We start from the raw sequence: 24,972 nt of genomic DNA, 5'->3' as shown, positions 1-24,972 counted from the left end.
GCATGAGTGATCAGTAAGCCCCGTCGCTTCCAGCCACTGCCCTCAAGGTCTTGGCGATGATCAGCAGATCCCCCACCATCGACCAATTCTCGACGTACGAAAGGTCGAGCCGCACAGTCTCTTCCCACGACAAGTCGGATCGCCCACTGACCTGCCAAAGACCCGTGACTCCCGGCTTGACCAGCAATCGCCGTCGAACCTCACCGTTGTAGGTCTCCACCTCACGTCGCAGCGGAGGCCTCGGCCCCACCACGCTCATCTCGCGCTTGAGCACGTTGATGAACTGCGGCAGTTCGTCGAGACTGAAACGCCGTAGCACCTTGCCGACCGGCGTCACCCGTGGATCGTCACGCATCTTGAACAGAACCCCGCCGGCACCCTCGTTCTGATCGAGGAGATTCGCAACCTGCTTGTCCGCGTCGATAGTCATGCTGCGGAACTTGATCATCGAGAACGGCTTACCGTCGATTCCCATGCGCTCGGACTTGTAGAACACCGGGCCCCGACTCGTGGCCTTCACCGCGATGGCCACGGCCAGCAGGATCGGTGAGATCAGCACCAGCACCAGTGCCGCGAATGTGAGATCGAAGGCGGTCTTGCTGAACCGAGTCGCACCGTTGTACTGCGGCTTCTCGACGTGAATCAGCGGGAAGCCGGCAACAGGCCGCATCACCAGTCGCGGGCCGGCTACATCGACGACCCCCGGCGCGACCACCAAGTCGACATCTTTCTTCTCCAGGTCCCAGATCATCTTGCGGATACCCTTGTGGCCGAGGTGCTCGGTGGCCGTTACCGCAACGGTGTCGGCACCGCACTCTTCGATCGCAGCGAGGACGTCGTGCTCATCGCCCAGCACCGGAATGTCGGTTCCTTCGATGTGAACCACGCCGTCCCGCGGAGCTTCGTAGCCGGGCATGCAGATTCCGACCACCGCGTACCCCGCGGATGCAGACTTCTCGAACGACTGCGCCATCGACACCGCGGCCGTACGGCTACCCACGATCAGGACCGAAGTCTTGTACTCGCCCTTGCTACGCAGCCGAGTGACGGCTTTGCGCCAGGTCCACCGGCTCAGCAGCAGTGCGAGCAGTCCGACGGGGAACGCGATCGCTAGGTAGAGGCGAGCGAAGTCGATACGGAAGAGCAGCGACACGATGGCGATGACACCGAACAGGCGGAACGTGGCCGACACGATGCGGCGGTACTCCTCCGCGCCGTTGCCGATGACACGAGGCGATCGGGTACGAAAGATCGCGAGGAACGCGATCCAGAAACCGGCCAGTGCGACGGAGACACCCGTGTACGTCATGGTCGAGAGCAAGGCCGTGGTCTCGACACTCCCGAACCGCACGATCTGGGCCAGTGCAACCGACAGGACCACAGCCAGTACATCGGTCACCCGCAGGCGTGCGATGTATTTCCGTTCCCACACATGCCGCGATGTCAGCGTGCGCGTTGCCACGACGTCCGAGCGCCGGGGAGATCCCCAGAGAGAGCGGTGTGCAGCCCCGACCATTGCCACGTGCTCCCCTCCTCTGCACTAGTACGCACGCCACCGGCGAGCGGATGAATCCGATCGATACCCATCCGCTGTGCGACTGGTATCGAATTGAAATAGTCCCATGCCGTCTGATGTACCACCATGCGAGCGGCATAGATCACAAACGAATAACAGCATTGACGTTGTTTACCACATCGAAGGTAGTGCTGCGATCCGCGAGAACAATCGAACTGCGCTAGCAATTTTTCCGCCCAGAATTGCTCTGCGACAAGCGGATTGAACATGAGCTGTGACTCGTCACAGGTATCGAAGTTGTTTTTAGGGCAATTATCCTATATCGCAGCGTGTGCTTACTGCCGATAAAGGGCTACAGCACCCCGAGACGCACGTCGAAGCGAGCGAAGTACCCAATACGGGCTGGCAACCAGCGCGAAAATTGGATTCCATCGAAGATGCCCCAGTGGTCCCGAAATTCATTCCCTTGAATGAACTTCAGGAATCGGCCTTTGCCACTGCGATCAGGGACGGCCCAACCCGCGGTAGTTCCAACCCGCCGCACGCCACTGTTCCGGGTCCAGACAGTTGCGCCCGTCGATCAACGTCCTGCTGCGCACCGCACCCTCCAGGTCCTGCGGAGTAAGTGCCTTGAATTCCTTCCACTCCGTCAGCACCAGCACCACGTCAGCGCCCTCGCACGCTTCGAGCGCGGAACTGCTGTAGGTCAGGGTGGGGAACAGTGCGCGGGAGTTCTCCATGGCCTTCGGGTCGTACACGTTGACCGCTGCACCCTGGAGCTGGATCTGCCCGGCCACGTTCAGGGCCGGTGAATCACGAACGTCGTCCGAATCGGGCTTAAAGGCCGCGCCCAGGACCGCGACCCGTGCACCGAGTAGAGACCCGCAGGCCTCACGCGCCAACTCGACCATGCGCGTGCGGCGTCGCATATTGATGTTGTCGACCTCACGCAGGAACGTCAGTGCCTGGTCAGCGCCCAGTTCGCCGGCCCGCGCCATGAACGCCCGGATGTCCTTGGGCAGGCAGCCACCGCCGAAGCCGATGCCGGCATTGAGGAACTTGCGGCCGATGCGCTCGTCGTGGCCGATGGCGTCGGCGAGCACGGTGACGTCGGCTCCCGCGGCCTCACACACCTCCGCGATGGCGTTGATGAACGAGATCTTGGTGGCCAGGAATGCGTTGGCCGATGCCTTGACCAGCTCGGCCGTCGCCAGATCGGTGACCAGGAACGGGATCTTCTCGTCGAGAAGCTGCGCGTAGACCTCGCGAGCCAGCTCCTCGGCACGGCCCGGACGGGAACGATCGACGCCCAGCACCAAGCGGTCGGGATGCAGTGTGTCCTTGACAGCGAAGCCCTCGCGCAAGAACTCGGGGTTCCACGCGACCTCGACGTCGTCACCGGCAGGTGCGAGGTCGCGAGCTATCTTGCCGAGCCGCTCCGCCGTACCCACGGGGACGGTCGACTTACCGAAGATCACGGCGGGCTTGGTGAGCAATGGCGCGAGAGTCTCGATGACCGAGTCCACGAACTTCATGTCGGCCGCGAACTCCCCCTTCTTCTGGGGCGTACCGACACCGAGAAAGTGCACCTCCGCGAAGTCCGCGGCTTCCTGGTACGACGCGGTGAACCGCAGACGTCCGGCCGCGATGTTGCGCTGCAGCACCTCTTCGAGACCGGGCTCCCAGAACGGGACCTCGCCGGCTTCGAGCTTCGCGAGCTTGGCCGGGTCCACGTCCACGCCCAGAACCTCGTGGCCGAGCTCGGCCATACATGCCGCGTGAGTGGCACCGAGGTAACCGGTACCGAACACTGTGATTCGCATTTGTTCCATTCCCCGTCAGTCGTTCTGAACAATGGCGTACTCGAAAAGAGCCCGTGACGACCCGTCACAGTAAGCGCCTGGAGGACATCGCCTTCAGGTCACGCGCACATACGGGAATAGTAAACACAGGCGATCAGGACCGTCACCCAGGAGACTGCGGTCACAGGACCAGTTGAACAACCGGCAAAGCGAAGGTCTCTCAGCGACGAACGGGAAACTGCGGGTTCTCCGGTTCTTCGACGGCCTCGGCGCAGCGGTGGATGAAATCGCTCAGTTCCGAGCGGACCTCAGCAGCGAGTAGATCCAGGGGTGCATCCGTGCCGTGATACTCCGCGAACGCCGAGGTGTAGGCATCGACGCTGTCGGAGATCACCGCGTGCAGCGAGGTGGACCTGTTCAGATGAACCTTGGCGATCACGTCGACGCGATCGGCCAAGAAATCGTGAAACGTATTCTGCGCCATGGTCATGCCACGTCCGTTCTCCGAAACAGTTGTCATTGCGTCATGGTACGAACAAAACCGACCGTCCGCAGGGTGAGCGTCGGCGCTACTAGTACGCGCCGTCACTCTTGAGAACTGCGACCGCGGTCTTGGCGATGATGAGCAGATCCCCTGTCATGGACCAGTTCTCGACGTACGAGAGATCGAGGCGAACGCTCTCCTCCCACGACAGGTCCGATCGGCCACTCACCTGCCACAACCCGGTGATGCCGGGCTTGACGAGCAGCCTACGACGCACTTCACCGTCGTACGTTTCCACTTCGCTACGCAGCGGCGGCCGCGGACCCACCACACTCATCTCGCGCTTGAGCACGTTGACGAACTGCGGCAGCTCGTCGAGGCTGAACTTGCGCATCACCTTGCCCACCCGGGTGACCCGTGGGTCGTCTCGCATCTTGAACAACACCCCGCCTGCCCCTTCGTTGAGGGCGGCCAGCTCCTGCACTCGCTTGTCTGCGTCCTGCACCATGCTGCGGAACTTGATCATCTGGAAAGGCTTGCCGTCGATACCCATTCGCTCGGACTTGTAGAAGATCGCGCCCTTGCTGGTGAGCTTGATGATTGCGGCGAGCGTGAGCAGGACCGGAGAAATCAGCAGCAGAATCGAGGCGGCGAACAGGAAGTCGAACGCCGTCTTGCCGAATCGCTTCGCGCCGTTGTACTGCGGCTTCTCGACATGGATGAGCGGAAAGTTCGCCACCGGACGCATCACCAGACGCGGACCCGCGACGTCCACCACTCCGGGCGACACGACGAGGTCGACCTTCTTCTTCTCCAGGTCCCACACCATCTTTCGCAGTCCGTGATGGCCGATGTGTTCGGTGGCGGTGACGGCGACCGTATCTGCGCCGGAGGTCTCGATGGCCTCGACCACACTGTGCTCGTCACCGAGCACCGGAATCTCGACGCCGTCGATGGTGAAGGACGTGTCGTTACCGGGCTCGTAGTTGGGTAGGCAGATGCCGACCACGCTGTAGCCGGCCTCGGGAGAGCGCTCGAACGACTTGGCCATGGCCAGAGCCGAGCTCCGACTGCCGACGATGAGCACCGAGGTCTGGTATCCGCCACGAGCACGCTTGCGTGACACTACTTTTCGCCATACCCACCGACTCAGCAGAAGTCCGACCAGGCCGACGGGCAGCGCGATCGCGAGATACAGACGGGCGATGTCCAGACGGAACAACAGGGAGAGGATCGCGATGGTTCCGAAGAGCCGGAACGTGGCCGACACGATGCGGCGGTACTCCTCCGAGCCGTTGCCGATCACCCGCGGTGAGCGGGTGCGGAAGATGGCGAGAAACGCCAGCCACAGAATTGCGAGTACTCCGGATATCCCGAAGTAGCCGATGATGGACCACGGTTCACGAAAATCGATGTCGCCGAAGCGGATGATCTGCGCAACCGTCACCGCGCCGAGAACGACCACCGTGTCGGTGACACGGAGTCCCTCGGTGTAGTGCGTCTCCCATTCACGACGCGATGTAAATCTGCGCAACCGTCGTGCGTCACGCCGCGAGACAACCGAACTCTGCGCTTCCAGATCGCTGACTGACACTTGTTTCCCCTCGGTACTTACGCGTTGCCGAACCCCTGCGTGATCGGCACAGCTCCGTGCCACCCCGTCGTGAAGATTATCTTTTCGTACTTATTGTGTCACTTGGTAACGATATGTTGATCGACACGAACCCGCAGGTCGTTACATGTTTCTACTGCATTAACCAGACGCGTCCACCGCGTTGCCGAATTCTTCGGAAGCCCCCATTCCGGTCATTCTCGACCACCTATTAGTGCCACATCCACGTCATGTGTCAAGCACTGTCGGTCGAACGAGGGACCGATACCGGGGTGCTAACGTGTGACGACTCCGGGGAAGCGTTGTGAGTCTCGAAATGCGTCTGCTGCGCGTCGCGGCGTTGCTGGGGTTGTTTCTGGCGGTGGGTCTTCTGCTGCCCAAGCTAGGGCCGCAAGCACCGGACTCGCACCAGGGAGTCGCGAGACCCGCCACGACCACGACCACCACTGCGCTACAGCCGACGGGATCGACCGCACCGACGTCCACGCGCGTGGGACCGCCGCCAGGCTTCCCCTCGATGGAATTCCCGCCACCCGAGAACGAAGTGTCCGAGGGCGACCCGATCCCGATCGACACCAAATACAAGATCAGCTACACCGTGCCCGGCGACTGGCGGGACTCGTCCGGAGCGATCGCCGGTTGGGAGGGCGACATGGGATCCGTGACATACGGAGCCATTGCCATGTACGGATACGACTACTGCCCGGACGAACGCGATGGGGCGCGCAAGGCAATCACCGGGATGACCGGCCGCAACGGCACCGACATCGCCACCGAGGTCGACCGAATTGTGTCGCCCCTCCGCCGACAGAGCTGACGACCGGGGAATCCCTGGCACTAGTTTTCCTACTCGGCAGTTCGAGCCATGCCCTGGTAGGCCTCCCACATACGTCGACCCAATTCCCGTTGCCCTGCCGCGTTGTAATGAATCTTCTCGGTCTCGCTGTTGTACATTCCCTCCGGGCCCGACACGAAGACGACACCCTTCCTGCGCCGGGGCGTATCGGCATGAACCGCGTCGATGACGGCGTAGTTCGCATCCCCCGATTCGATCTCGTCCGGCACGATCTGCCCGATGACGAACGGCACGTTGCCGAACTCGGCACGCACGGTGTCGATCACCGAGTCGAGCTTCTCGGCATACACCGGCCCCGACGTCAACGGCACGTCACTCTCACCTTGATGCCACAGCACTGCAACGAGCTCGTTACCAGACTTGGTCGCCAGCCCGGTCCTGATGCGCTGCATCGCATTCCAGAACAGGTTGACTCGGGCACCGGTGTCGGCCGGATCCCAGGAGATGCCGTTGACCCGCGCGAACGCCGAGTCGCCGCGCGCATACGGAACCAGCAGTACCGGCCTACCCGTCGTATCGGCGAGGTGCGCGGCAAAGGTGGGGCCGAATCCAACTGCCTTGGAGGGTACTTCGTGAAACAGAGGATTGCTCCCCGCCACGATGGTGTTCTTCGACCGACCCGAGGCCGCCCACTGATGCACCCGTGGATGCGGCGCATCCAGACCGACCCTGTCCAATCCGACGCCGGCACCGTGCGCATTGGACTGCCCCAGCACGGCAACAACAAGATACGGCTCGTCGAACGGCTCCACCGGAATGCCTCGTCCGAGCCGCCTCTTGATGACATCCTTCGCCCGTACCGTCAGATCCTTGCGCAAGCCCACGACGCTCCCCCTACTCACGTGCAGTCGTTCTGAGCCGGTACCCCGGCGAAACGATCCCCTATCCACTGATTGACGGCGTCGCCGTTCACATCCCCGTGCCCCCGCCCGGACTGCCGGTCGATGGTGATGACATCGCCCAGTTCGCATGCCGACTGCAATGCCGCATCGGTCCACGCCACGTCTATGTAGGTGTCGGCATCTCCGTACGCCACCAACATCGGTGCCGACGCCGGCCCCCTCGGCAGAGCCATCCGGGTCAGCTCCTCACGCAGCGCCGCAGCCGCCGCGGGGGACTCGGGGGCAAAGTCTTTGCTACCGAGCCTCTTCGCCGCATCGGTGCGCGCACCCGCCTTGTCCAGCGTGCACTGGGTGAGCGTGTCCCAATCCCGCTCGGCGTTGCCGCTGCGGTAGTCGTCGAGGTTCAGATTCTCGTCACGTCGAGCGAGTGATTCGAGAATCCACTGCAGCACCGGTCCCTGGTCCTCGGTCAACGTGCCCGCCACCGCCTTGTCCACCAGGCCCACCATGTTCGCGGTGGGTGCCAGAGCCACCGCACCGACCAGATCCAGCTCCGGCGCGTAGGAATCGGCGAGTTCGTTCGCCGCCCAGGCAGCACCGCCGCCCTGCGAACCACCGAACGCAGCCCACCGCGGACCCACATCGGGAAAGACCGTACGCAATGCCCGTACGGCATCGATCACGTCGTAGCCGGCGGTGATGTTGTCCAGGTAGGCATGGTTGCCCGGATGTCCGAGTCCCTCGTAGTCGGTGATGGCGACCGCGAATCCGGCTGCGGTGTAACCCTGTACGAGCGCCGATGCCCCCAGCAACGACGCCGATCTCGACGGCGCGCAGGCCTGCTCGATACCCGTGGTTCCGTGGGCGTAGGAGATGACGGGCCACCCACCCTCGGGCGCATCACCGGACGGGGTGAACACCGTGCCCGATACCTCGCGCTCGCCCACACCCGGTTGCACCGAGCGGTACACCACCTTTGCGGCTTCGATACCCGACATCCGCACCGGCAGCGGCAGATTCGGCATCGTCTCGGCACTCACGATCGAGCCGCTTCCGGTACCCGGGTTCGCGATGTCCATCGGCTCCGGATCGGAACCACGGATCACCGACGCCACCGCCCCCTGCGCCTGGCCGCCGAGCGGAACCACCACGGCGCATCCCGCGAGCAGAGGGAGGAGCGCCAGCGGCGCGGCGAGCCTACGGACGATGTGCATGAATCTATTTGCTCGCCTTGAATCTACGCGCGTAGGTCAGCGACGGCTTCTCGATGAATCGGTACGTCACCGCACCGAACGCGATGCTCACCGCGCTCACCAGCACGAAGTTCCGCAGTAGTCCCAACGGGCTGTCGCCTGCCATCCATCCGAAGCGCCCCAACATGATCAGGATGGGAAAGTGCCACAGGTAGACGCTGAGCGAGATCATGCCCACGTAGCTCAGTGGCGCCCAGTCGGCTCGTTCGGCCAACTTGGACCGCTCGCCGCGTGCGAGCGGCACGATGATGAACAGAATGAGCAGCGCCGATCCGAACGACACGGTGGATGTCTGCCAGCGCGAGTTGACGTCGATCAACATCAGTGAGATCACCGCGGTGGGGATCATCGCGATGCCCGTCCACCACCGCATCCGGGTGACGATCGCACCCCTGAGAATTCCGTTGTCGATCGCGACGAACACCACCGCCGCCAGCATCCCGTACGTGAAATTGTCTGCCAGCGACCAGAAGCTACGGCTGAGCACCGCGATCTCGTTGGGTCCCCATTCCAGCAACTTCGGATCGGTGATGCCCGACGGCCCCACGCGCGAGGCGGTGTACAGCTTTCCGGTGATTCCGATGACGAACATGATCACCACCGGGATCAACGCCAGCACCGGTGCCGAGATGGACGTTCGCTTGCGCAGGAAGAAGGCGATACTCGTCAGCAGCGGTAGTGCGATGTAGAACGCGAATTCCAGCGACAACGACCACGACGGGTTGATGCCGGTCTGGATCATGCTCGGAATGTAGGTGTGCACCAGCGTCAGATTGGCCACCAGCGTCAACGGATCGGTGAGGATGCCCAGACCGTTGTCGGTGAAATGTTGTTCGGCCACAGCAGCGTTCTCCACGAACACCGCACGCATCACGAAGTTGGCGAACAGGAAGATGAACAGGTACGCCGGGAACACTCGCAGCAGCCGATGCATCGCGTAGCTGACGTTGTTCGGCATCGGTTTGCCTGCGAACAGTTTTCGTACCATCGGGAGGAAGATCAGAAAGCCCGACAGCGCGAAGAAGAAGATCAACCCCTGCCCCAGCACGCCGAGCTTGTAGGTCAGGACGGTCTGCGGCGAATAATGTCCGCCGACGTGCACGGCGAGCACGCACAGGCAGGCGAATCCGCGGGGACCGTCGAGCCCGACGAGGCGGGCAGGTCGCTTGGTACCGGTATCGGCGACCGCGGTGGCGGCGGTCGCAGTGCTGTCGGGTGTGGCGGTCATGGGTACCTTCTCCAAGGTCATGGCGCAGGAGGCGGGCAGAAGCTGATGGCGTCGGCACCGGCGAACCGGTCTTCGAGCCATCCGAACGCAGCAGCACCGTCGATGTCTGCGTGACCGGAATTCGGTTGGAGCACAGATTGAATGGAGTCCCCGTTGGCGCAGCCGGCCGAGATGGCGGCCTCGGTCCACGACTGCGAGATCAGCGTGTCCTTGCCGCCGTAGAGAACCAGCATCGGTGCAGCGGCCGGAGCCATCGGCAAGCTCATCTCCCGCAGGTAGTCCGCGAGCTTCGCCGTCGCCTCGGGGGTTGCCGGACGCAGATCGTCGTCGCTGATCTGCGCTGCCAGGGACGTGCGGTCGGCAGCGAGAACGCCGCCGCACGCCGAGAGCTCGTCCCACTTCTCGGCGACGATGCCCCTGCGATAGTCGTCCAGGTCCAGTTCGGGGTGAGACTGGGCGAGGCCGACCAGAACCCACTGCAGCAGCGGCTTCTGATCGTCGGTGAGGGTGCCGGTGGCGGCGGCTTCCGCCAGACCGACCATATCGGCCGCCGGTACCAAGCTGACCGAGCCGACCAGGTCGACGCCTTCGCCGTAGCTACCTGCGAGTTCGTTTGCGGCCCAGGATGCCTGGCCGCCCTGGGACCCGCCGAACGCCGCCCACTTGGTGGAGGCCTCGGGTATCAGCTTGCGGGCAGCGCGTACCGAGTCGATGAGGTTGTTGCCGACGGTACGGGCGTCGAGATAGGGATGATACGAACCCTCGAGGCCCAGCCCCTGGTAGTCCGACACCGTGACGACATTTCCGGAACGCACCAGCGCTGCGACGATCTGCGAGCTGCCGAGCAACTCGGGATCGGTCGACGGTGCGCAGTCCTCGAGCACACCGGTGGTGCCGTGGCCGTACGCGATGATCGGCCAACCGCCCTCGGGCGGAGTGCCTTCCGGCGCGAAGATCGTGCCCGAGACGCGCTGCGGCGAACCGTCCACGCCGGAGGTGGACGAGTAGACCACCCGCGCGGCGACCGAGGAGACCGCACTGACCCGGCGATCGATGGTCAGCAATTGCTGCGCACTCTCGAGCGAACCGGGGCCGGCTTCACCGTAATCGGCGTCGAGCGTGGCACCGAACGCCGCGGATTGCGACACCGAGTACGGATCGGCAGGCGGATCGTCGGAGGCGCACCCCGACGTCACCATGATCAAGGCCAGTGCGCAGGCACCGCCCGCTCGGCTCACTCTGCGCTTTCGAGACAGTGTCATCGGACCCCCTCTGTGGCAGGCGTCCGCTTGGCCGCGGTCGCCTGCTTCACGATGTTCTCCACTTGATCGCGATGGTCGATCGAGTCGCGTGCAATTCCGAAGGCCAGAACCAGCACACTGCTCACGATCGCGCCCATCACTCCCCCCAGAATCATGTTGCTCGTCGGCTTGGGTGTGGTGACCGAATCGGGAGTGGTGGCCGCGTCGACGAGCGTCACCGCCGACACCGCTCCGTCGGCACCCAGGTCGATCTCACCCACGAGCTTGCTGAGCTGCACTGCAACAGAATTGGCGATGTCCCGAGCCAGCTCGGCGTTCGAGTTCACCACCGAGATCTCCATCAGGGCGGATCCCGGAGTGGGCACCACCGTGATGTCGTTCTTCAGCTCGTCGGGTTCGACGGCCAACCCCTGCGAGGCGATGACCCGGCGCAACACCTGCTCGCCCGTTGCCAACACCACATACGATTCGACGCGAACCAGTGACCCACGGTTGCCGTCGAGCGAGTTCTTGGGCGACGTGGGACCGGGCGCGGTGACGAACACCCGAGACGCTGCGGTGTACGTGGGCTCGACCAACTGCGTCGCCAACCACCCGGTGCCCGCCGACAGAATCGCAGCGGCCAGGATCAATGCCCAGCCGGACAACAGAATACGGCCGTAATCTTTGAGGGTCGGCACACCCGTGGGTGCGATCATCGATTCAGCTCGCACGTGTTCACCGGTCGTTGGCCGGCGAACATGCCCTTGACCCACGGCAGCGACCGACTGCTGTCCAGATTGCCGTGACCCTCGCCCTGATGCAGCTCGTATTCAACGAGGTCTCCGGAATCACACGCGCGCTGCAACGCTTTCTCGGTCCACGGTTCGAGAATCAGATCGTCCTCGCTGCCGTACATCACCAACAGTGGTGTCGACGAACGCTGCTGCGGCAGAGCCATATCCGCCAGGTATCCGCGTAGACGATCCGTCGCTTCGACGCTGACGGGGGTCAGGTCGGAAGCTTGCAGGCCCGCCAGGAGACCGGGCACGTCGTCGGACTTCGGCGGTACGCACTCCATGAAGTCGTCCCACCGCTCCCGCGCCAACCCGGATCGGTAGTCGTCGAGGTTCATCTCGGGATGACTGATCGCCAACGTGTGCAGCGCGTACATCAGCAGCGGGTACTGGGCCCGCGTCAGAGTCTGATTCGCGGCAGCATCGGCCAAGCCGGACATGTCCGACACCGGCACCATCGCCGCGGTGCCCACCAGCTCGAGCCCGCCCCCGTACTCGGCATTGCGGTCGCTGGCCGCCCAGGCCGCCATGCCACCGAGCGAGACACCGTAGGCAGCCCACCGCGAACTCAGGGTGGGCATGAAGTTCCTGGCCGCACGGACGGCATCGATCATGTTGTAGCCGAACGTCTTCGAGTCCAGGTACGGGTGATACGACCCGCCGAGCCCGAGGCCCTGGTAGTCGGTCATCGCAACGGCGTAGCCGTTGAGCACCAGCGCCGCCACGATGGGGGCACTGCCGAGAAGGTTGGCGTACCTCGACGGCCCACAGGCCTCGAGCACACCCGTCGTACCGTGCCCGTAGGACACCACCGGCCAACCCCCCTCGGGCGCAGTGCCACCCGGGATCACCACGGTGCCCGACACCTCCGTCGGCTGCCCGGTGACTCCCGACGTCGATCGGTAGACCAGGCGAGTCGCAGTAGCACCCAACTCGGTGATGTCTGCGGCGATGTCCTCGATCGGCTCGGCCGAGATCAGCGAACCAGGGCCCGCACCACCGAAATTGGACGGTGGTGGCGGCTCCGACGTCGCCGGAGCGGCCGTGACGGGAGCCGTCGGCGCACCGGCAGGCAGCACGATCGGAGCCTGCTGCGAGCAGGAGATCGACACCACGGCTGCGGTCACCAGGACGCCGACCCGGATCGTCCACCTACCTGACATCGAGGCTATCCTCTGCTCGCCGAGGAGGTCGCAGAGTCGTTCTTCGCCGGCCTCGGCCTGACGGCGGCGGCGTGCGCGGGTCCGGACGGAGCCGCTTCCGTGGACGGAGCAGTGGAAGCCTCTGCAGCAGATGATGTTTCACTGGAGGTGCCGCCTGCTGCGGGGCTGCCACCGCGGAGGCGTCGGCCCGCGGGTTCGAAGGTGGTCACGACGCCCAGCACGATGCCGCCGACGCCGTCGAGCGCCTTGATCGCACGTCGCAGCTTCTCCCGCGTGGTGCGGCCGGTGCGGGCGAGAACCACTGTGCCGTCGGACAATGCAGTGAGAATCGCGCCGTCGGTGACATCGAGCAGAGGCGGGGTGTCGACGATGACGTAGCGGTAATCGGCGCGCAGCTCTTGCAGCAGGTCCTGAGCGCGGTCCGATCCGAGCAACTCGCTCGGGTTCGGCGGCACCGGTCCCGCAGGAAGCACCGACACACCGTCGAACACATCGTTCTGGATCGCATCCTCCACGCTGTGCTCGCCGGAGAGGACGGTCGACAATCCGCTGTTCTGCTCGATGCCCAGGCGGGTGCCCAGGGTCGAGCTTCGCAGGTCGCCGCCGACGAGCAGCACCGTGTGCCCGGCCTCCGCGAGAACTGCGGCCAGATCGATGGCGGTACTGGTACGCCCTTCGCCCGAGGCCGCACTCGTGATGGTGATGACACGCGGCGGCGATCCACCGCCGAGGAAGCGAATGTTGGTGCGCAGGACGCGCAGTGGTTCACCCATCGTCGCCATCGACGCCACCGGCACGGTGGGACGCGTCGCATCCACCGGGAGACCACCGAGTACGACACGGCCCGAGACGTCCTCCGCGCGTGGACGATCGCGAATCGAGCGATCAACCAGCCCACGGAGCAGCGCGAGGGCGAGGCCGAGAACGAAACCGATCGCGCCGCCGAGACCGAGGGTGACGAACAGACCCATGCCGATCGGTGCCGACGGAACGTCACCCTGATCGACGATGGTGGCACCGGCCGCGGGGTTACCGCCGCGCTGGGACGTCTCGAGTTCCTGCACCACCTGGGTCAGCTGCCCGGCGACGGCATTGGTCAACGCCTGGGCGACCTCGGGATCGGCATCGGTGGCACACAGGTCGAGCAACACCGTCTTCTCGATCGGCGTCGCAGTGATCCTGGAACGCAGTTCGGCTGCCGACTCCTGCAGCTGCAACTGATCGACAGCTCGCTGGGCAACCTGTGTGCTGGTGGCCAACCCGGCGTACGAGGACACGCGTTCCTGCGAGAACAGATTGTTCTGGTAGGCCTCACCGACGGAACTGCCACCTTCGGTGGTGACGAACAATCGAGCACACGCTTGGTACTGCGGCGTCGTGAAGAACGTGTAGGCATAACCCCCGGCGACGCCGATGGCGGTCGCGAGAGCGACGATCCACCACCCTGCGCGAAGGATCCGCCAATACTCTCGAATCTCCACGAATGCTCCTATCGAATAACCGTCGGTCAAGGGGAAAGAATAAAGCGCAGCGAAGGATTCGGCAGGGCGTAGATGTTGCGAGTAGATGAAAGCGTGACAACATCAGAACCCATGAGCATCACGCAGCGGGTCGGATGGGTCGCCATCGTGGCAATCCCCGTTCTCGTTACATTCGCCATGATCGTGGGCGGAACTCCAGCGAAATTGGGGGCTTTCGCCCTCGTCGCGCTGACCGTGGGAGCGTATATCGGCCTACGTCATCCGCTGTATTTGACTCGCGCTCTTGCATTTTCATTGGGCGCACTTCCCTTCGGCTACGTACCGGGCACCCCCGCGCCGTTGGTCTTCACGTTCGCTGTCGCGACGATCCTCGCCACTGTGATTCACCGCACAGCAGTGAGCCGCATCACATGGCCCGAAACGACCGTCATTGCGCTCATCGTTCTCTCCGCTCTGTCGGTCGTCGTCACGGCGACCGGACTCGGCGATTTCTTCGAATTCGGTAAATGGGTCATATCGACCCTCGTGGTGGTGTGCCTGCTGCGCATGCCGAGGGACGAAATGGCCATGTTCGGCAGGATCTACGTCTACGCAGCGTCGGCCGCCGCCGCGTTCGCGCTGCTGATCTTCGTCGGCGATCCCGCGGGCAAGCTCATTCGCTACCTGTCGATCTTCGGCTACGGTGCCGAAGAAGAGAGCACGCGATTCGTCTACAGCCCCACCGGAGCCACCTCGGTTCGCCTGGCAGGGACGTACATCGACCCCAACGCCGCCGGAATCGGCTTCGTCCTCGCACTGATGCTGTGCATTCTTTTGCTGCGTGGATACCTGAGTATGGCCCTCGGTGCCCTGCTGTTCCTGTCGATCGTGCTGACGCTCTCGCGAGCAGCCCTGTTCTCGGTGGTGTTCGGCGTACTACTGATGTTCGCGTTCCAACAACTGCGCACCAGGGAACGCCTGGCCATCGTGGGCGCATTCGTGGCAGCCATCATCGGAGCGCTCGCAGTACCGAGCGTGCGCAGCCGCGTCTTCTCGTCCTTCGGCAGCGAGGACGCGGGCTCGAGCGCACGCGGCGACGCACTCGCCGAATTCCCCGGCCACATGCAAGGCCACTGGCTGTTCGGCCTCGGTTGGGGCCGGCCGGAATTCGTCGATCCCGCCACCGCGTTCGAGGTGAACTTCGTCGCCAACTCGCCACTGCTGACCGTCTACCGCGGCGGCATTTTCACCGGCCTCGCCTTCACCGCAATTCTCGTCGCCGGTGCCGTTGTGGGCTACCGGATGCTGCGATCGGGACGCTGGGAACTCGGCTTCTACGGCGGCACATTCATCGGATTCTCGGTGGTCGCGCTGCAACTCGACTTTCCCGTCGTCAGCAATCCATCCACCACGACAACGTTTTCGGTGATGCTCGCATTCGTCGTCTACGCGTGGGAAAAGACTAGGGAAACCAAGCCCGACGGCGACAACATCGAGGATACGAAAACGAAAAGCTTGCTTTCGGCCGGAGGTACTCGACCAGCAGTTTCATAATTATCGGTCCGCTTTCTGGGATTTGTACAAAAACGCGTTGAAGGTGCAATGATTCCCGCACCGGCCCGTCGAATGTTGGTACGGACCCCCTGGTGGAGAGAATTGAAAATGGTTCACTTTCGCGGTGGTTTTCGCACACTGATGTCAGCAACAACCGTTTTGATCGTCGCTGCCGGACTCTCGTTCGGAGTCACGTCCGTCATCACTTCACCCGAACACCTCGTCGGTCCGTCACGCGCCGAAGCGGCCCCCAATCCACCCGGCGTCGGCATCTCCGACGGCGGCGGACTGCTATGGGCCTCCGACGCGGAACTGGACACCACCGTGCAATTCATGACGGGAATGGGCGTGAAGTCCATGCGTATCGCCATTCCGTGGTCGACCGTCGAGTACACCCAGAATCAGCTGGACTGGTCGGCCGTCGATCGCGTCGTGAACAAGCTTCGAGCAGCGAACATCTCGATGCTCGGCATCATCGCGTACACCCCGCCGTGGGCGACCTCCCCGGTCAACCAACCCATCAACACCCGCCCGGCATCGCCTGCAGCATTCGGCGACTTCGCCGGCAAGGTCGCCGCTCGCTACAAGGGCAAAGTTGCCGACTACGAGATCTGGAACGAGCCCAACGGGTCGATGTTCTATGGGCCGCAACCCGATGCGGCCGGCTACACCGCCCTGCTCAAGGCCGCTTACCCCAAGATCAAGGCGGCCGACTCGGCCGCAACCGTCGTCGGCGGCGTCCTCGGCGCAGCCGAACAGGGCTGGGGCATCGTCAACCCCGTCGACTTCACCAACCAGATGTACGCGGCAGGTGCGGCCGGCAACTTCGATGCACTCTCCTACCATCCGTATCAATACTCACTGAAGTTCTCCGAGGGCCCCTACGTCGAGCATTCACCGGCCCGGCAGGTCATGGACATGCGCGCGGCCATGGTCGCCAACGGCGACGGCAGCAAGAAGATCTGGGCCACCGAGTACGGCGTTCCCACCTCCGTGGTGTCGGGAGATCAGCAGAACGTCATGATCACCGACTTCATCCAGAAGTGGCGCGAGCTGCCCTACACAGGCCCGATCTTCCTGTACACGATGCGCGACAAGGCAACCGGCAGCAACGATCCGGAAGACACGTTCGGCCTGCTCGAGAGCAACTGGGGTGCAAAACCGGCCCTGTGGGGACTGATGGGTCTGCTGCAGCAGGGCATCCCGCGCACTGCCGAGTACAACCGATTCGCTGCTGCTCCGAACAACTCCGGAGCGGTACTGGGACCGGTGTTCCCCGTTCGCGATACCTGGGCGCAGTACCGCCAGGATGCGGTTCTCTACGAGATGCCGAACGGGTTCGTCGCCGTCCCCCGCGCAGTGGCCGAATCGATCCGCGCCACCGGCTTTCTCCCCACGACACCGTTCAATGGCACCTACCAGGATTTCGACAGCCCCTTCGGCCTTCGTGTGTTCTCCACCGCCATCGGTGGCACCCACAACATCGGCGGCGGCATCTACAGCGCCTGGGATCCCACCCTGGGGCCCGCGACGAGCGACGAGATGCCGCAGTACGGCGGCGGCGTTCGGGTGACGTTCCAGTACGGCGCGATCACGTGGACACCGTATGTCGGAGCGACCGTCACCCGCTGAATTCGTTCGGTCGATAGATTTACAATTCACAAACCGCACACCCCTTTTGATTGGGGGAAGTGTGCCCATTTCTCGGGGCCATCATTGCGTCCGCGTTAACTCTGCGCAAAGGCGCGGTTTCGCTTTACAGATCAATTATTTTGCGTTGTGAACCATCTCACTTAACGCTATCTATTTCGTGCTGAAACGGATATTCATATAGCGCGAACGAATGACTCTTCGTGGCAGGATTATGTCCAGTGTTCGCACGTCTCGTCGGGGGACGCCGATAATTCGACGCTGTTGTCGTGCACCGTCGCACGTCATCAGCGCCAACAGGCGTTTCGGGATGCCCTAGCTCCACTCGAGTACGGACCGACACGATGGGTAGCGCATGAAGACGGATAGTGTTGTGCCACTGTTCATTAAGCCAGTGTTAATTCGGGCCGCAATATGACCGACGGCCTCCGCGTCGCTATTGCGCACGACTACCTCACCCAGCGCGGCGGTGCCGAGAAGGTCGTCCTGGCCATGGCCCGCGCCTTCCCCGACGCCCCCATCTACACAACGCTCTTCGAGCCGTCGACGACGTTCCCCGAATTCTCCGAACTCGATGTGCGCCCATCGACGTTGAACCGTGTCGGATTCCTGCGCAAGAACCACCGCGCCGCACTTCCGTTGCTGCCCTTCGCATCCTCGTCCATCGAGATCGACGCCGACGTGGTGCTCACCAGCACCAGCGGCTGGGCACACGGCTTCCACACCTCAGGACGCAAACTCGTCTACTGCTATTCACCTGCGCGTTGGTTGTACGAATCGCAGATGTACCTGGGGGAAAGTCGCAGCCCTGCCAAACGTGTTGTGCTCAAGGCACTCTCGTGGCCGTTACGACGGTGGGACCGGCGAGCCGCGCTGTCGGCGGATCGCTACCTCGCCATTTCCACCGTGATACAGCAGCGCATCACCGACGCATACGGCATCCCGTCGACGGTGGTGCCTGCCCCGTTCACCGTCGAGACGGCACCACCACAGTCGATCCCCGAGGCAGCGACATGGCTCGACGGCACCGGCTATTACCTGTGCATCTCCAGGCTGCTGCCGTACAAGAACGTCGACAAGGTGATGGCCGCGTTCGCCGGCACCGACCGCAAGCTGATCGTCGTCGGCCGCGGCCCCGAGGCCGACCGTTTGCGAAAGTCGAAGTCCGACAACGTACTCATGCTCAGCGATCTGACGTCTGGCCAGATGACCTGGCTCTACCGAGGCTGTAACGGTTTGATCGCCGCGAGCTATGAAGATTACGGATTGACCCCCATCGAAGCGGGTTACCACGGCAAGCCCAGCGCCGTACTCCGCTGGGGCGGCTTCCTCGACACCGTCGAGGAGGGCATCTCAGGGGTGTACTTCGATCAGCCACAACCGGATTCGATTCGCGAGGCGGTCACCGCTCTCGAACGGACGGCCTGGGAACCACTGAAGATTCAGGCACACATGGAACAGTTCAGCGAAGAACGCTTCGCTGCCGAACTCATTTCCGCAGTATCCGAGATCAACGCAGAACGAATCGAGAGGACCGCGTCGCGATGAACACCAAGCGCGCTTTGATCACCGGCATCACCGGACAGGACGGCCTCTATCTCGCAGAGCTGCTGCTGAGCAAGGGATACAAAGTGTTCGGTTTGCTTCGCGGACAGAACAATCCGAAAGCCCCGATGCTGGAGCGAGTACTACCGCAGGTCGAAATTCTGCACGGCGACCTACTCGACCTGTCCGCGCTGATGCGCGCGTTCGCCGTGGCCGATCCCGACGAGGTCTACAACCTCGGAGCCGTCTCCTTCGTGGCGTACTCCTGGGAGAACGCTCGTCTCACCACCGACGTCACCGGCGGCGGCGTGCTGAACATGCTCGAATCCACCCGGTTGTACGAGCAGGTAGCGGGCAAGCAGGTTCGCTTCTACCAGGCATCGAGCTCGGAGATGTTCGGCAAGGTGCAGGAAGTACCGCAGCGCGAAGAAACGCTGCTCTGGCCACGATCGCCGTACGGTGTCGCGAAGGTCTACGGCCACTACATGACCATCAACTACCGCGAGTCCTACGACATGCACGCCAGCTCCGGAATTCTGTTCAACCACGAATCACCGCGTCGCGGACCGGAATTCGTGACACGAAAGGTCTCCCAGGCCGTCGCACGCATCGCACTGGGGCTGCAGAGCGAGATCTCGCTGGGCAACCTCGATGCAAAGCGCGACTGGGGATTTGCAGGCGACTACGTCGAAGCCATGTACCTGATGCTGCAGCAGGATCAGGCCGACGACTACGTCATCTCCACCGGCGAGACCCACTCGATTCGCGAACTCCTCGACCATGCTTTCGCTGCCGTCGACATCGACGACTGGGAGCCCTACGTCAAGATCGATCCGCGCTTCTTCCGGCCCGCCGAGGTCGACCTCCTCGTCGGCGATTCGTCGAAAGCACAGGCTGCTCTGGGCTGGAAGCCCAAGGTCGCCTTCCCCGAACTGGTGGCCATGATGGTGCACAACGACCTCGCCGAACAGTCCCCCGACACCGTCAAGATCGCGTGAACACCGGGCCCCACCCGACCGCTCTGATCACCGGAGTGGCGGGCCAGGACGGCAGCTATCTCGCCGAACTCCTGCTCGGCCGCGGCTGGGCAGTGCACGGCGTCGCCAAGCCTGGCGGGACCCACCACTCGGTGAACCCCCTCATCGAACAGCACGAAACCAACCTGAGCGACCACAGCGCCGCAACGGCATTGGTCACCGAAATCGACCCCGACTACGTGTTTCACCTAGCCGGGATCTCCTCGGTATGGCGGTCGTGGAACGACCCGGTACTGACCACCAGGGTCAACGGCGTCTCTGCAGCAGCATTGCTCGATGCCTGCTTTACCCACCAGGAGGCGTCGGGAAAACGGATCGTGATGATCAACGCATCCAGTGCCGAGATCTTCGCCGGATCGGGCGTCTCGCTGCAGAGCGAGGCGACCCGAATTGCCCCCACCTCGCCCTACGGTGCATCGAAGGCGCTCAGTCACCACATGGTCGATGTCTACCGATCACGCGGACTCGAGGCCACCAATGCCATTCTCTACAACCACGAGTCACCGCGGCGGCCGGAATCCTTCGTGACTCGGAAGATCAGCAAGGCCGCGGTCGCCATCTCACGTGGACGCCAGACCACGCTCGAACTCGGCAACCTCACTGCGGTACGCGATTGGGGCTGGGCTCCGGACTACGTGGACGCGATGGTGGCGATGGCCGAGTACGGCAAGGGTGACGACTTCGTGGTTGCCACCGGCCAGGCCCACAGCGTCGCCGACTTCGTGTCGACTGCCTTCGAGGCCGTTGGCATCGACAATTGGCGTGACTACGTGCGCAGCGACTCGGAGATGCTCAGGCCGACCGATTCGGCCAGAATGGTCGGCGACGCCTCCAAAGCCCGAAACCTGTTGGGCTGGGAACCGACGAAGACCTTCGATCAGGTGGTCCGAGCAATGATCGAGTTCGACATGACCGAGGAGATTGCAGCATGACAGCGGTGGAAAAGCCCGAGAACGAGATCTACGACGTGTCGAACTACAAGATGCAGGACATCACGTTCAAGCGGAAGCTGCGCAATCGCATCGGCACACTGGGCTTCAACATGATCGTGACCTACATTCCGTCACACTGGATTCGGCAGAACTTCCTGCGCGCCTTCGGTGCAACGATCGGCAAGGACACCTCGATCTTCCGCGGCACCACCATCCTCGATCCGGAGGGCCTCACCATCGGTGACGCCTGTGCCATCGGGTTCCGCTGCATGCTCGACGCCCGCGGCGGAATCACCATCGGCAGCAACGTAGTCATCGCCAGCGACACCCACATCATCGGTGGGTACCACGATCACAACTCCCCCGAGTTCACACCGATCCTCGAGCCCTGCGTGATCGGCGACTACGTGTGGATCGCCAGTCGCAGCACCCTTCTGAGCGGAGTGACCCTCGGCCGCGGTGCCGTCGTCGGTGGTTGCTCGATGGTGCGCTCGGATGTCGGCGAACTCGAAGTGGTTGCCGGCGTGCCCGCGAAGGTGCGCGCGATGCGTGATCCCAAGGCACTCGCCTACCGCCCCAAGTATCGGCCGCTGTTCTACTGACCCCCATGTGTGCGGAACTTCGTAGCCCACTACGAACTTCCGCTCACGACGGAAGGGAGCCACCGGAAGGTGATCCTGCGTGACTGCCGACTCGTCTACGTCGCCCCCCGATCCGGGGTGGGCGGCGTGGGCGACTATGCCGACGACTTCGCCGACGCCGTGCGGCCGCACTTCGCCGAGGTGATCGAGTATCGCCACGAGGGACCCGGATCGCACTCGATGCGCGATATCCTGCGCCACCGCAAAGCAATTCAAGAACTCGTCGACGCCGATCCCGGCCGCGTCATCGTGCACTGCGAACTCAGCGGCGGTTCGGTGATGCCGTTCTGGGCAACCGCCCAGCTCACCGGCGACCCGGTTGTGACCGCTACGGTGCACGACCCGCCCGGACTGGTCTGGTGGCCCGCACGAACCAAGTTCCTCGCGGGCAAGAAAGTGCTCAATCACGGCCTGCACTACCCACTTCGGTCGGCATGGCGCGCACTCGAACGCCGAGTGGCGGGCAGCCGAACGCTGTTCGCTCTGACCCGCTCCGGTGCCGATTCACTCGCGCGCGAGTACCCCGACGCCACCGCCAAGGCCAGCGCCCTCTTCGTTCCCGCGCGTCCCGACATCACCCCCGCCGAGGAGCGGCCGCTTGCGGTCGGACTCTTCGGGTTGGTGTATCGCGGCAAAGGTTTCGACCAGATCCACCAACTCCGCGACAGCCTCCCCCGCGACATCGCGATCCGCATCGCAGGCCGGGGAACCGAACTGCTCGACCCCGTCGACGGCGTAGAGATACTCGGCGAGGTCAACGGACCGGACGAGGATGCCTTCTTCGCGTCCATCCGCGCACTCGTCCTGCCCTACGGCAAACGGAGTATCTACGGAGATGCGTTCCCCGCCTCCTCGGTGGTGACGCGAGCGATCGCGTATCAGACCCCGGTGACCTGCCTGAAGGTCGGCGCACTCGCCGAGTCCGACAGCGGAGCCCTGGTTGTCGACGGCGGTGTCGACGAACTCGCCGACGCCACCGCCGAACTCATCACCGATCCGATTGCGCTGGGCAAACTTCGACGCGAGGTCGAGGCGCTGCGCATCTCCCACACCGCAGAGCTCGTCGTCGAGGACTTCGTCTCCGTGTGGGCGGCGCAATGAACGCCAATCTGCTCAAGGCCGGGATCGCTGCTCTGTGGACCTACGGCGGCCGCGGCATCGGCCTGCTGTGGACCGTCGCGCTGATCGCCAAGCTGGGGATCTCCGATTACGGCCAGTACGCGATGGCCTTCGCCCTCGCTGCGATCATCGCAGCTCCACTGGATCACCCCTTCACCGTGCGCTCGATCCGCGTGAACGAACGAGAGTTTCTGGGCGAGCGCACTACTCGCGTGCTCGTCGGTGCCGTTCTCATCGTCGGCGGCCTGTGCCTGGTGCAGGTGAACTACATCGCCTGGTTCGCCCTCGTGATCGGCGGTGGCGAGCTGGTGTTCAATGCCTACAAGAGCAGGGCACTGCGCGACGGCCGCCCCGACCTCACCCAGCGGCTGGACACAACACGCCAAGCCACGTCCATCGCGCTCGCGACGGCGTACTTGTTCGCCGTGCCCGACCCGAATCTGACTGTCGCGAGTCTGCTCTACGCCGCACCGTATTTCGTCATCGCCGTGCTGGCCGCGGTACGGACGCGCGCCGCAGCTCCGCGCATCCCCGGTTCCTGGCGCGAGATGTCGATGCTGTTCTCGGAGAACCTCGCCAACGCGGTCTACATCCAAGGCGACGTGCTGCTGCTCGGCTTCCTCACCGACTCCACCATCGCGGGCTACTACTCCGTCGCTGCAGTGACGGCCTGGGCGGTGGCGTTCATCGGTCAGGCCTTCGGCAACACCTTCCACGAAAAGCTGCGTGCAGCAGACGGACTCGTCAGCGCCGGACCGGCCTTGAAGCACACCGCGGTGCTCGGCGGTGCCGCAGGCTCACTGCTGCTGGTGGCGGGTCTGCTGCTCTTCTTCACACCGGCGTCCCCTCAGGTCGCGGGGGCACTCGTGGTGATGTCCTTGTTCGTGGTGATGCGAGTGATGAACCACGTGTTCACCACGGTGCTCTACCTGCAGCACCGCGACCGCACACGAGTGATGGCAGCGGCGACGCTGGCACCGCTGAAGATGGTTCTCGTCCTGTGCCTGTTCCCCTTCGGTGCCGTCGGCGCAGCCGTGGCCTCGGTAGTCACCGACGCCGTACTGCTCGTCTGGTTCATGCGTGCCCTGTACCGCGATCCGGTGAAAGAAGAAGTGACGCAATGAGACGCGCGACGTTCCTGCTCTCCAAAGACCCCGTCACCGAGCACGGCGGCGATATCGCGCTGTCTCGCTTGATGATGCAGCTCGCCCGCGAGGCATTCGAGGTGCGGTCGATCTGCCTGTCCAAGGAGACCGACGTGGCCCCCGACGTCGTGCGCGTACCCAAGCCCAAGGTCGATGTGGGCTTGCTGATGAAGTCGGTGCGGCCGACGCGCTCGGTGGTCCACGGACGTTACGACGTCGACGCCTTCCGCGACGCCATCGACGCATCCACCTCCGACGTGTATGTGGCCGAACACAGTTACATGGCCGAGTCGTTTCTGCGCTCGTCCAAGCTGGGGTCACCGTTCGCAATCAACACCGTCAACACCGAGTCGCAGGTGTGGAAGGTGACGCGCGGAGTGATCGGCCGCATCGAGGCACCACGCATCCTGCGGGACGAGATTCGCGTCGCCCGCGCGGCAGATGCCGTCGGGACCTACGATGCCGACGAAGCGCAGATGTACCGCGACAACGGAGTTCGCGACGCTCGGTGGATCGACCTCACTCTCGAACCCGCGCCGCAGCTGGACCTGTCCGCGACCGCGAAGCGCCTGGTGTTCATGGGGACTCGCGATTGGCCGCCGAACCAGGAGGCCTTCAAGATCGCGCTCGACTACTGGCCGGCGATCTCCGCGGGCATCGAGGGAGCCGAACTGTGCATCATCGGAGCGAAGGCCCCGGGTGCCAAAGATCCCGTCTACCCCGCCGGAGTCCGCGATCTCGGCTTCGTCGACGACCTGCAGGAATTCCTCGGCACCTGCCGGGCGCTGATCGCTCCGGTCGCCACCGGCGGCGGCGTGCGCGTCAAGATCCTCGACGCCGCGAGCAAGGGACTACCCGTCGTCGGAACCTCGGCTGCCGTCGGATCGCTCGACTCGATCTTCGAGCTACCGACGTTCGACGACACCGAGCAGTTCGTCGCCGAATGCCGCCGCTACCTGCTCGACCGCACCGCCGCCGTCAAGGCAGGTGAGCGCATCTACGAGTTGAACACCGCGCGCTGGAACGATCGCGTACCCCATTCCACCGTCGAAGCACTGATCAGCGCCCCGCTGACGAGCACCCTAGGATGATCGC

General features: G+C 63.6%; 21 protein-coding genes. 10 read left to right on the top strand and 11 right to left on the bottom strand.

Going from position 1 to position 24,972, the window contains the following annotated elements; genetic code table 11:
* Nucleotides 1-10 precede the first annotated feature (10 nt).
* From CH251_RS10420 to CH251_RS10405, 4 genes are all read right to left on the bottom strand, one after another.
* The gene (locus CH251_RS10420; protein ID WP_094613331.1) at nt 11-1,516 is read right to left on the bottom strand and encodes a sugar transferase; all 1,506 of its coding nucleotides are present in this window, start codon (nt 1,514-1,516) and stop codon (nt 11-13) included.
* A gap of 503 nt (nt 1,517-2,019) precedes the next feature.
* A complete protein-coding gene (locus CH251_RS10415) occupies nt 2,020-3,339 on the bottom strand; it encodes a UDP-glucose/GDP-mannose dehydrogenase family protein (RefSeq protein WP_094613330.1) in 1,320 nt (439 codons plus the stop codon).
* A 199-nt stretch (nt 3,340-3,538) separates the two neighbouring features.
* Entirely contained in the window at nt 3,539-3,838 is a 300-nt protein-coding gene (locus CH251_RS10410) for a hypothetical protein (RefSeq protein WP_143537820.1), read from the bottom strand.
* A 52-nt stretch (nt 3,839-3,890) separates the two neighbouring features.
* Nucleotides 3,891-5,336: a sugar transferase gene (locus CH251_RS10405; protein ID WP_256978976.1), complete on the bottom strand. Its 1,446-nt coding sequence runs from the start codon at nt 5,334-5,336 to the stop codon at nt 3,891-3,893.
* Nucleotides 5,337-5,718: 382 nt separating this feature from the next.
* Between CH251_RS10405 and CH251_RS27455 the strand changes: the two genes are divergently transcribed.
* Nucleotides 5,719-6,231: a hypothetical protein gene (locus tag CH251_RS27455; RefSeq protein ID WP_179273435.1), complete on the top strand. Its 513-nt coding sequence runs from the start codon at nt 5,719-5,721 to the stop codon at nt 6,229-6,231.
* Nucleotides 6,232-6,260: 29 nt separating this feature from the next.
* Here CH251_RS27455 and CH251_RS10390 read toward each other — a convergent pair whose 3' ends face one another.
* Genes CH251_RS10390 through CH251_RS10360 form a run of 7 tightly spaced genes read right to left on the bottom strand, consistent with a single transcriptional unit; the run spans nt 6,261 to nt 14,275 of the window.
* Entirely contained in the window at nt 6,261-7,112 is an 852-nt protein-coding gene (locus tag CH251_RS10390; RefSeq protein WP_256978952.1) for a sialate O-acetylesterase, read from the bottom strand.
* Entirely contained in the window at nt 7,109-8,326 is a 1,218-nt protein-coding gene (locus CH251_RS10385) for a lipase family protein (RefSeq protein ID WP_094613099.1), read from the bottom strand. The genes CH251_RS10390 and CH251_RS10385 overlap by 4 nt, the downstream gene beginning before the upstream one ends.
* 4 nt (nt 8,327-8,330) lie before the next feature.
* Complete coding sequence (locus CH251_RS10380) at nt 8,331-9,593, bottom strand: acyltransferase (RefSeq protein WP_094613328.1); 1,263 nt, start codon at nt 9,591-9,593, stop codon at nt 8,331-8,333.
* Between the two features lie 17 nt (nt 9,594-9,610).
* Nucleotides 9,611-10,855, bottom strand: a complete 1,245-nt coding sequence (locus CH251_RS10375; RefSeq protein WP_256978951.1) for a lipase family protein — start codon at nt 10,853-10,855, stop codon at nt 9,611-9,613.
* Nucleotides 10,852-11,553: a YveK family protein gene (locus tag CH251_RS10370; protein WP_094613097.1), complete on the bottom strand. Its 702-nt coding sequence runs from the start codon at nt 11,551-11,553 to the stop codon at nt 10,852-10,854. The genes CH251_RS10375 and CH251_RS10370 overlap by 4 nt, the downstream gene beginning before the upstream one ends.
* Nucleotides 11,550-12,794, bottom strand: coding sequence for a S9 family peptidase (locus CH251_RS10365; RefSeq protein ID WP_094613095.1), 1,245 nt, complete (start codon nt 12,792-12,794; stop codon nt 11,550-11,552). The genes CH251_RS10370 and CH251_RS10365 overlap by 4 nt, the downstream gene beginning before the upstream one ends.
* A 5-nt stretch (nt 12,795-12,799) precedes the next feature.
* A complete protein-coding gene (locus CH251_RS10360; protein WP_094613093.1) occupies nt 12,800-14,275 on the bottom strand; it encodes a polysaccharide biosynthesis tyrosine autokinase in 1,476 nt (491 codons plus the stop codon).
* A 111-nt stretch (nt 14,276-14,386) separates the two neighbouring features.
* On the opposite strand from CH251_RS10360, the gene CH251_RS10355 reads away from it, so the two are divergent.
* The 9 genes from CH251_RS10355 (at nt 14,387) to CH251_RS10315 (ending at nt 24,968) form a co-directional block, all read left to right on the top strand.
* Nucleotides 14,387-15,808 carry an O-antigen ligase gene (locus CH251_RS10355; protein WP_256978950.1) on the top strand — a complete coding sequence of 474 codons (1,422 nt, stop codon included), beginning with the start codon at nt 14,387-14,389 and terminating at the stop codon, nt 15,806-15,808.
* 141 nt (nt 15,809-15,949) lie between these two features.
* Nucleotides 15,950-17,440, top strand: coding sequence for a glycoside hydrolase family 5 protein (locus tag CH251_RS10350; protein ID WP_256978949.1), 1,491 nt, complete (start codon nt 15,950-15,952; stop codon nt 17,438-17,440).
* A 432-nt stretch (nt 17,441-17,872) separates the two neighbouring features.
* Nucleotides 17,873-19,006 carry a glycosyltransferase gene (locus CH251_RS10345; RefSeq protein ID WP_094613089.1) on the top strand — a complete coding sequence of 378 codons (1,134 nt, stop codon included), beginning with the start codon at nt 17,873-17,875 and terminating at the stop codon, nt 19,004-19,006.
* Nucleotides 19,003-20,001, top strand: a complete 999-nt coding sequence (locus tag CH251_RS10340) for a GDP-mannose 4,6-dehydratase (protein WP_094613087.1) — start codon at nt 19,003-19,005, stop codon at nt 19,999-20,001. Before CH251_RS10345 ends, CH251_RS10340 begins: the two co-directional genes overlap by 4 nt.
* A complete protein-coding gene (locus CH251_RS10335; RefSeq protein ID WP_256978948.1) occupies nt 19,998-20,972 on the top strand; it encodes a GDP-mannose 4,6-dehydratase in 975 nt (324 codons plus the stop codon). The genes CH251_RS10340 and CH251_RS10335 overlap by 4 nt, the downstream gene beginning before the upstream one ends.
* Nucleotides 20,969-21,574, top strand: coding sequence for an acyltransferase (locus CH251_RS10330; RefSeq protein WP_037195795.1), 606 nt, complete (start codon nt 20,969-20,971; stop codon nt 21,572-21,574). The genes CH251_RS10335 and CH251_RS10330 overlap by 4 nt, the downstream gene beginning before the upstream one ends.
* A 69-nt stretch (nt 21,575-21,643) precedes the next feature.
* Nucleotides 21,644-22,714: a glycosyltransferase gene (locus CH251_RS10325; protein ID WP_256978947.1), complete on the top strand. Its 1,071-nt coding sequence runs from the start codon at nt 21,644-21,646 to the stop codon at nt 22,712-22,714.
* The gene (locus CH251_RS10320) at nt 22,711-23,856 is read left to right on the top strand and encodes a polysaccharide biosynthesis C-terminal domain-containing protein (protein WP_094613325.1); all 1,146 of its coding nucleotides are present in this window, start codon (nt 22,711-22,713) and stop codon (nt 23,854-23,856) included. The genes CH251_RS10325 and CH251_RS10320 overlap by 4 nt, the downstream gene beginning before the upstream one ends.
* Nucleotides 23,853-24,968, top strand: coding sequence for a glycosyltransferase (locus CH251_RS10315; protein WP_094613083.1), 1,116 nt, complete (start codon nt 23,853-23,855; stop codon nt 24,966-24,968). Before CH251_RS10320 ends, CH251_RS10315 begins: the two co-directional genes overlap by 4 nt.
* Nucleotides 24,969-24,972 lie beyond the last annotated feature (4 nt).

Origin of the sequence: Rhodococcus sp. 06-462-5, from assembly GCF_002258315.1 — a bacterium.
In the GTDB taxonomy this organism is placed as follows: domain Bacteria; phylum Actinomycetota; class Actinomycetes; order Mycobacteriales; family Mycobacteriaceae; genus Rhodococcoides.
Note: the sequence above shows the minus strand (reverse complement) of the source record. Positions and strands in the feature narration are given on the sequence as shown.